Source organism: Halalkalibacter oceani, from assembly GCF_040544555.1.
Taxonomy (GTDB): Bacteria; Bacillota; Bacilli; order Bacillales; family Bacillaceae_D; genus Halalkalibacter; species Halalkalibacter oceani.
In genome coordinates this window covers 1-7,193 of record NZ_JBEPKD010000050.1, presented here as the reverse complement: position 1 = coordinate 7,193, position 7,193 = coordinate 1, and the positions used below count along the sequence as shown (strand labels likewise).

At 43.6% G+C, this 7,193-nt stretch carries 5 protein-coding genes and 1 riboswitch; of the genes, 4 read left to right on the top strand and 1 reads right to left on the bottom strand.

Annotated features, from left to right (window positions below):
- Positions 1–130 precede the first annotated feature (130 nt).
- The 4 genes from ABMB67_RS23140 to ABMB67_RS23125 all read left to right on the top strand — a co-directional run bounded on the left by ABMB67_RS23140 (position 131) and on the right by ABMB67_RS23125 (position 4,374).
- Positions 131–586 carry a hypothetical protein gene (locus ABMB67_RS23140; protein WP_354573452.1) on the top strand — a complete coding sequence of 152 codons (456 nt, stop codon included), beginning with the start codon at positions 131–133 and terminating at the stop codon, positions 584–586.
- Between the two features lie 498 nt (positions 587–1,084).
- Positions 1,085–1,906, top strand: coding sequence for an oxidoreductase (locus tag ABMB67_RS23135; protein ID WP_354573451.1), 822 nt, complete (start codon positions 1,085–1,087; stop codon positions 1,904–1,906).
- A 30-nt stretch (positions 1,907–1,936) separates the two neighbouring features.
- Positions 1,937–2,596, top strand: a complete 660-nt coding sequence (locus tag ABMB67_RS23130) for a TetR/AcrR family transcriptional regulator (protein ID WP_354573450.1) — start codon at positions 1,937–1,939, stop codon at positions 2,594–2,596.
- Between the two features lie 268 nt (positions 2,597–2,864).
- A riboswitch (purine riboswitch) is annotated at positions 2,865–2,966 on the top strand.
- A 106-nt stretch (positions 2,967–3,072) separates the two neighbouring features.
- Entirely contained in the window at positions 3,073–4,374 is a 1,302-nt protein-coding gene (locus tag ABMB67_RS23125) for an NCS2 family permease (RefSeq protein WP_251225340.1), read from the top strand.
- A gap of 58 nt (positions 4,375–4,432) precedes the next feature.
- Here ABMB67_RS23125 and amt read toward each other — a convergent pair whose 3' ends face one another.
- The gene (gene amt, locus ABMB67_RS23120; protein WP_354573449.1) at positions 4,433–6,739 is read right to left on the bottom strand and encodes an ammonium transporter; all 2,307 of its coding nucleotides are present in this window, start codon (positions 6,737–6,739) and stop codon (positions 4,433–4,435) included.
- Positions 6,740–7,193: the final 454 nt, after the last annotated feature.

The window sequence follows — 7,193 nt, the reverse complement described above, 5'->3', positions numbered from 1 at the left end:
GGTGTAAACTTAGGAACCGCCGTATACCGAACGGTACGTACGGTGGTGTGGAAGGTCGGCTACTCAACTAATGAGTAACCTCCTATCCGATTTATTAATAAAAGGAATCTAAGAAAAGGTCTATAAACATATGAGAAAAATAGTGTTATACATTTTGGTTATTAATTTAAGTTTTCTTAGTAGTTGTTCTGAGTCAGACATGACTTACAATGGGCCTTACTTAAATGTAGGGGTGATTGGAGACCCGGAACTTATAGAATTCGATAACATTCATTACCATGATATGAACTCTCATGAACAGGGTCCATTACATCTCATTATAGTGGAAGGTAAACCAGATGCGTTAGAAATTGAAGATTATAAAGAATGGTATCATAATGAATTCAAAGATCTACCATATCCGGTTGTTTTCGTTGAAATCAATATCGAAAATTCCGCTGCCTTTGGCTATTTGTTAGATGGAAATAAAAATGTTGACTATTATTTTGTGCCAGGTTTTCCTTTAGAAGATGAAGAAGATTATAAGGAGATCTATGTAGAAATTTATAACGTCGTTAATGAATTTCTCTATTCGCCTGAAATTTGATAGGCGGGTCTCATCCAATTTAATTACTTCACTACCTGCAAGAGAGACATGTTTTTCCGGAGGCCGTTCTATAAAAAGCCGCAAGTAACAAAGCTGCTGAAAAAGTACGATTTTCACTTTTTCAGCAGCTTTTTCGTAATGAACGGAGCCATTACTCTTCTTCGAGTTACGAAAAAGGAAGTTTTTCAGTGGCCTGATAATGTCTGACTGCCAATGGAATGCCAACAACCGCATGTTGATTCAGCAAAGAAGTAAGAGCCATTCAAGCTCAGGGTAAACTCTGCCCATTAACCGTTAGCTTCTGGTTTCGTCGATTCGATTTTCTTTGCCTTTTGCCTGCTATTGATTGTAGTCATGAGTCAGCATTTACACTGAAAACTCATCATGAAAGGTGATAATGGTGTTTACAATTGACTCTCAATCAATTATAATTGATTGAGAGTCAATGACTGTTAGTCAATTGATGATTTAATGTATTCTGAGTGGAGGGATCTGTGTATGAGCAAAAAGGTAATTCTAATAACGGGGGCGTCATCCGGTATCGGTAAGGCGGCAGCCCGAAAGCTTCTGGCAGAAGGTCATACAGTGTACGCCGCTGCAAGACGAGTTGAACAAATGCAGGAACTTCAAGGCTTAGGAGCTGTAATCCTTTCCTTGGACATAACGAAAGAGGAACACGTGCAAGCATGTATCGAAAAAATTATCAGCGAACAAGGGAAAATTGATGTGCTGTTTAACAATGCCGGATTTGGCCTTTTTGGAAGTATGGAAGAAGTAAGCCTTGATGATGCGAAATATCAGTTCGATGTCAATTTATTCGGTCTTTCCAGACTTACTCAGCTTGTTGTACCATATATGAGAAGACAGCAAAGTGGAAAAATTATTAATACCTCCTCAGTGGCCGGGAAAATGTACGGTCCGATGGTGGCTTGGTACACGGCAAGCAAGCATGCGCTGGAAGGTTGGTCGGATTGCTTACGAGTAGAACTGAGACCATTTGGTATTGATGTGGTTATTATCGAGCCTGGAACGATTGAGACAGCATTTGGAGATTTGGTAAGCGAACGTTTATTGAAACAATCAGGAAACGGTCCGTATAAGAACATGGCACATTCTATTGCCAAGGCAGCTCAGAACTCCTCTGGGGCAGGCGGAGGCTCGTCTCCTGACCTGGTGGCGAAGACGGTTTCGAAAGCAATTGCAGCCAGACGTCCTAAACCCAGATATGCTGTTGGGAAGATGGCGAAGCCTGTCATTTTTTTAAGAAAATGGCTTGGGGACAAAAACTTTGATCGACTTGTAATGAGTCAGCTGAAATAAGCATCGGGAATGAATCGAGGTATCAAATCAATGAAGAGAGCTATGACGGAAAGCGCTAAAGCAGAGAAAGCCAGAATGATTCTGGAAACCGCTCGGGAAATGTATCGAAACGTGGAATACGAAGAGATAAAAATGAGCGATATTGCCAAAGCAGCCAAGATTTCTAATGGAACATTATTTTATTACTACAAAACGAAAGAAATTCTGTTTATGGAAATGTTATTTTTGGAATATGAAAGCCGCTTTCGCCATTTTCTAAACGTTCTGGAACCCATCAAAAATATGACTTATGAACAATTTAAAGCTTTTTTTCTCGACGAGATGGCTGGGATTTTAGAGCTGGATTCTGTCTTTATTCGATTATGTGCAATTAAGAATACGATTCTGGAGAAAAATATTGACGAAGAAACAGCGCTCAAAGCCACACGTGCCATGTCGACTGCTTTGGAACCAGTGTTGCGGCTTCTGGCAGCACGAGTAAGTTTTTTTAATGAAGAGGCCTTTTTTCATTTGCTTGGAGCTCAGAATGCGATCATAGTCGGCTATGTGAACATCGCCAATACGCCGGATGTGATGCGCCATGCGATTGCCGGACAAAGGCTTAAGGGTTTTCAGGTTAATTTTAAGGAAAATGCCTTAACCGCAATGGAGTATTATCTCGACGGCTGGTACAGATCTCTTCAGGACTAACCTCGGCATTTTTGGAAGTGAGCATGGGGTGGATTATCAAATTTACGGAAAAGAACGTTTTTCAGTGACCTCCAATTGACAGGTCTGTTGATGAGGCGATAAAATTTGGATAGTAGTCTCTGAAAAAGATTTACTCGATAAGTGAAACTGTGAAGGTAGAATTATAATAGGCGAATATTAAATAATTTTTTCGTTTTAACGTTCGGATTTTTCTTGACAACGGATAGGTTGATTGCTACACTTCTTATGGATGAATGAGAGAGGCTTCTCTCTTTTCTTACTTTATTTTCGTATAACTGCAGGAATATGGCCTGCAAGTCTCTACCAAGCTGCCGTAAATAGCTTGACTACGAAAAATCAACCTATTCCACAAATAACGGAATATGTCGGATTTTTTGAGGAAAGCTTTAGGCAAAGAAGGCCTGAAGCTTTTTTCGTTGTTTGTGGGAAGGAAATCATAAATTGGAGGCTATCAAATGGATCGGTATTTTGGTTTTAAGGAGAATGGCACGTCCTATCGGAAAGAAATCATCGCTGGTTTGACGACGTTTTTATCGATGGCTTATATCCTGTTTGTCAATCCGTCTATTCTCGGGGATGCAGGCATGGATGTTGGCGCTGTTTTTACGGCAACAGCACTGGCGGCGGCATTAGGGACATTGATCATGGGTCTGCTGGCGAACTACCCAATCGCTCTTGCGCCTGGAATGGGGCTTAACGCCTTTTTTGCTTACTCTGTCGTGCTCGGAATGGGCATTGATTGGCAAGTTGCTTTGTTCGGCGTTTTTATGTCTGGTCTTATTTTTATTCTCATTACGTTAGTTGGTGTACGGGAGTTAATTATTAACGCGATTCCGGCTGAATTGAAATATGCAGCAGCGGCTGGTATCGGGCTGTTCATCGCTTTTATCGGCCTGAAAAATGCCGGTATTGTCGTTCCTTCTGAAGCGACGGCTGTCGAGCTTGGCATCATTCACGCGCCGACGACATTGCTTGCGATTTTCGGTTTGGTGATTACGGTTATTCTGATGGTGCGTGGCGTGAGAGGCGGCATTTTCTACGGGATGATTCTCACTTCGCTTGCCGGGGTGATCACAGGTGTCATTGAAATGCCTGACGGTATCATTGGCGCTGTGCCTTCGCTTGCTCCAACTTTTGGTCAAGCTTTTGCGATTGACTGGTCATCTGTCTTTACCGTCCAGCTTCTTATTGTCATTCTTACATTTTTATTTGTTGATTTCTTCGATACAGCCGGAACATTATATGCCGTGGCCAATCAGGCCGGTTTTGTTAAGGATAATAAGCTTCCGCGGGCCAATAAGGCGTTGCTTGCCGATTCAAGCGCGACATCCATTGGTGCGATTTTAGGAACGTCGACGACAACGGCCTATATTGAATCTTCTTCTGGTGTCGCTGCTGGTGGCCGGACAGGCTTTGCCTCAGTGGTAACAGCTCTGTTATTCATCGTTGCGCTTTTCTTCTCGCCTCTGCTGGCAGTGGTGACAGATCAAGTGACGGCGCCGGCTTTAATTATCGTTGGTATTTTAATGGCGTCCTCTCTCGGTCTGATTGACTGGAAGAAGCTTGAGATCGCTGTCCCGGCCTTTTTAACCGTCGTGACGATGCCGTTAACTTACAGCATTGCAACCGGGATTGCGATTGGGTTCATTTTGTACCCTGTTACGATGATTTGTAAGGGGAAAGGAAAAGATGTTCATCCGATTATGTATGTCTTATTCTTCGTCTTCTTAGCATACTTTGTCTTCTTGTCAGAGTAGGGTGCATCCAGCAAAAGATCGTCCGGAAGGTTATGCCTTCGGACGATCTTTTTTTGTATTAACCTTGTGTAAGTGTTAACGTTGGATTCGTTTTAAATTGATCGACACTTTGCCGCAGTGTATTGCTTTGCTTCTTCATTTTGATCGAGCTGTCACGAATTTCATCCGACAGGGTACTGGTGTCTTCGGCAATCGCATAAATATCATCAATCGTTTTGACGAGACTGTCCATCTCCTCCTGTTGTCGGAGTCGGTTATGCCCCATTTCAGAGGTTTCTTTACTGATTTTATCGAGTTTTTTCACAAAGGAAGCTGTTTCATTATTCACCGTTAGAATGCTTTCATCAATAAAAGTGAAGCGGCTCGGCAGCTGGGTGAGACTTTTGTACAACGAGTTGAAACTCATCATAAATGTTTTTAATTGATTTTGCCCCGAGTCAATGATCGTCGCATTTTCTTTTAAAATCGCTGAGATTTGCGTCGTTGCTTCCTGCGATTGATCAGCGAGCTTACGAATCTCATCAGCGACTACGGAGAAGCCTTTGCCGTGCTCACCGGCGCGCGCGGCTTCGATTCTCGCGTTAAGCGAGAGCAGGTTGATTTTTTCGGTAATCGAGTTAATCGTCGTAATTATATTTTCGATCTTTCCTGAGAATTGGGAAATTTGTTCAATATGATTACTCATTTGATCAACGGATTGATGGGTTTCGGCAGTTGATTCGGTTACATCAGCGAGAGAGGAGGACATCTCTCTTATTTCCAGTTGGATTGCATCAAACTTACTGCCGAGCTGTTCCATCGTACTGAAGGATTCCTGGATCGTGGCCAGGACCTGTTCATCCGTCGCGAGCTCCTCCGCCAGCTGGTTTTTCGCCTTTGTGAAGTACTCCTTCGATTTGCCGATATAATCCTTTTGTTGTCCCGAACTTTTCTCGAGCTTCTCGGTCAGCGAGATAAGCTGATCTGAAGCGTGGAAAACAAAGTTCGATTCCGTCTTCACCTGTTCAATCAAGCTATTTAGCCGCAGCAGCAACGTATTAAAGGCGTGATGCAGCTCTGCTGTGTCTTCGCCGGGTTCGACGCGCAATGTTTTTGTTAAATCCCCTTTCGCCGCAGCGATTTCCTGCATGGCGATAATCGAGTCAACCATCGCAATCCGCTCACCATGTTCGGACACATTTAAACCGGCTTCTTCATCTTCGCGGCTAACACGGAGCGGGTAAATCTTGTTAATACTCCAGTAGAGAATATAGCCGAGACCGAAAGCCCAAATGAAAGCTGTGATTACCCCGATCCCCTGAACGCCGATTTGCTGCAGGCGGCTATCTAATGCTAAAAGCTCCGCCTTGCCAAAAAAGCCGATGGCAAGCGTGCCCCATGCCCCGGCAACCCCATGAACAGCAATCGCGCCGATCGCATCATCTACTTTTAATTTTCGTTCAATAAAATGGGAAGCGAGGACGACAATTGCTCCGCCGATTGCTCCGACCAGGAGTGAGTTCAACGGGGACATGACATCTACTCCGGCCGTAATCGCGACAAGTCCGCCAAGAATCCCGTTTAAAATGCTTTCGACATGGGGACGCTGATAAAGCCACCATGAAACCGACAAGGCGAGTAAACCGCCGGCGACTGCTGCGAGCTGTGTGTTCAAGGCAATCAGGGCGATATTCGTGTCAGCATAAGTCGTTGACCCAGCGTTAAAGCCGAACCAGCCAAACCAGAGAAGAAAGACCCCAAGCGTCGCCATAACGGCATTGCTTCCTGTAAAGGAGCGGGCTTCTCCATTTTCTGTATATTTGCCGATCCGCGGCCCGATGACAATCGCTGCTGCTAACGCGACCCAGGCGCCAACGGAGTGGACGACGGTCGATCCGGCGAAATCCATAAAGCCGATGCCCTCGAGCCAGCCTTCCTGCCCTTCCTTCCAGAGACTGCCCCATGCCCAGTGTCCGAAAAATGGATAAATGATTAGAATGATTAATATAGTGCCGATGACATAGCCTGAAAACTTGACGCGCTCTGCTATCGCTCCAGATACAATTGTGGCGGCAGTTCCAGCGAATACAATTTGAAATAATAAAAATGCCCAATTCCATGGATCTTCTTCCATCCCACTATAAAAGAATGAATCAGTTCCAAATAACCCTCCGGCACTTTCCCCGAACATAATAGGAAAGCCGATAAGACTGAACAGGATAGTTGCGATAATAATATCGACAACGTTTTTCATCGCTACATTAATGGAGTTTTTTGCCCGGGTCATTCCAGCCTCTAGTGCAGTGAAGCCCGCTTGCATGATTAAAACAAGTATGCTGGCGAGAATGACCCAAACGAAGTTTAGGTGCATTTGTAACTCTTCCACTTGATCCCCTCCCAAAAGCGAATATTCTGAATTTTAAGCTAAGATACCATGTCGCAGGTAAAAAGTCCGAATGATCGTCAGAAAATATAACGTGAATTTTAGAAAATATGACAATTGTTTTATCATATCTAACAAAAAAAGAGCGATAACTTTCCCGATTGATAAAGGTGGAGTTACTTTTAGACTAGCTTTTCCTAATAGGATTGAAGTGGAAGGTGAATTTTTTTGTGAAAATGTGTTGACTTGTCCTAAATCGTTTGATAAGATGATCAAGTCGCTAACAAACGACGCTAACGAGTTCTTTGAAAACTGAACAAAAGCCAAGCGAAAAAAAGAGAAGAATTGTTACTTTGCTAACAAGGAATCTCGTCAATAATGTTTTAAAACGTAAGAGCTTAATCAGCTCACCATTTTTATGGAGAGTTTGATCCTGGCTCAGGACGAACGCTGGCGG